Source organism: Neptuniibacter sp. (genome assembly GCF_024231755.1).
Lineage (GTDB): Bacteria > Pseudomonadota > Gammaproteobacteria > Pseudomonadales > Balneatricaceae > Neptuniibacter.
Genome location: NZ_JAAEQH010000204.1, coordinates 1 through 1,606 on the forward strand (window position 1 = coordinate 1; position 1,606 = coordinate 1,606).

Sequence of the window (1,606 nt, forward strand, 5' to 3'; positions counted from 1 at the left end):
GAAAATCTTTTAGCTCTTGTATCAACTGCCATTACGGACCTGTTGCTATCTCCTCTTTAGTTGCTGTTGTTCCGTCATCACTCACTGTTCGTTTCTGGTCTACAGTCGTGGTGTCGTCTGCGTACAGAATGTAACCTGTTGCTGTCTGAGTGTGTTTGTTTCTCCACTGTTTATATAAGTACCCAAGCATCTTTGCGTAAGTCTGAGTTGCTGCGGGTGCTTCCTGTCCTATCTCTGCGTGGGTGTCTGTTGCCATCACGTCTACGAGTTGTGCGTTTACATCCGCTGCTGAAATATTATTTAAAGCAGCAATAAGACCTGGGATAGTAGTTCCCGTATCTACAAGAACTGCGTCTACGATTGTGTCCAAGGTAGTGCCGGTATCTATTAAGATGTTATCCACTATACCGTCTATCGTGTCCTGTTTGGCTTCTGTTGCAAGGAGTCCGTGACCCGTGTCCATTTCCGCTTTAGTCGGGGGGTCGTAGGCGTTGAGTGCGTCTGTGCATTCACTCTGAACCTCAGCGTCCCAGCTTGCGTTCCATGTTATGTTCGAGAGTCCTACTCCCGCTGCCCCTATCTCTGCGGTATCTGTTAAGATATTTGCTGTCTCCGCCTTAACCGCTATGATGTCTGCTGCTATATCCGTCCCTGCTGCATTTGTTATTACCGCAGTCTCAATCTGGTCTACGTTAGTGTCTATGATGTCCTGCTTCGCCTCGGTCGCTAAAAGACCATGCCCTGTGTCCATCTCTGCTTTTGTTGGAGGGTCGTATGCGTTTAAAGCATCGGTACACTCTGACTGTACTTCTGCGTCCCATGAAGCATTCCATGTTATATTAGTGAGTCCGTCACCTGCTGTTCCTACCTGAGTTTGTAGATCAGCAACCTCGGAAGCGACTACTCCGAAAGTCCCTGCCCCTACATGATCGCCCTGTGCTTCGTCCCAAACTGCGTCTGCTATTGTTGCAGCACTCGCTCCTGTACCGGAAGGTGCCTGTTCGAGTGAATTTTCTGTGAATCTCGATACTCCACCATCGTTCTCTATAATCTCGTTAAGTAAAGCGTCTGCTGCGCCTGGCTTGCTTGCAGGGTCGTATGTTGCTGCAAAAAGATGGTCTAAATGAATATCAGCCAACGCTGTGGCTACCTCTGCCGGTGTTGCTGCTGTCCCTGCTGCGTCTGGAACTGTGGTATTAGGTGCGTAATTCCCCTGCGCTGTGGCAAGAGTAACGCCGTCTGCGCCCGTGAGGGTATCAAGGTCGTTCTGAGCCGTTGTGATAGTGCCTGGAATAGTCGTCCCTGTGTCTGTTAGAATGGACGCTGTTTCCGCTTTTACTGCGATAATGTCTGCTGCGACATCTGCTCCTGCTGCGTTAGTAATAGTGGCTGCCTGTATTAGTTTGGCAATAGCCAACGCCCCGCCTGCTCTTTCTATACTGAACGCCCCTACCCATGCGGTTATAGTCCCGCTGTCAACGGTAGTGCCTTCTACAAGAACTGCGTATTCCGAGCCTGTGGAGTAATCAGAATGTGCCGAGGTGTCTATTGTAATAAGGTGCGCTCCTGTTCTTGAGTCAAAGTTAATAGCGACCGTTGCGCCGTC

The 1,606-nt window shown here is 49.8% G+C and carries 1 protein-coding gene; it reads right to left on the minus strand.

The window, feature by feature from the left end:
• Positions 1-31: 31 nt before the first annotated feature.
• Positions 32-1,606 (minus strand): hypothetical protein (locus tag GY843_RS10560; RefSeq protein WP_297309325.1); only part of this gene is annotated, 1,575 nt, incomplete at its 5' end.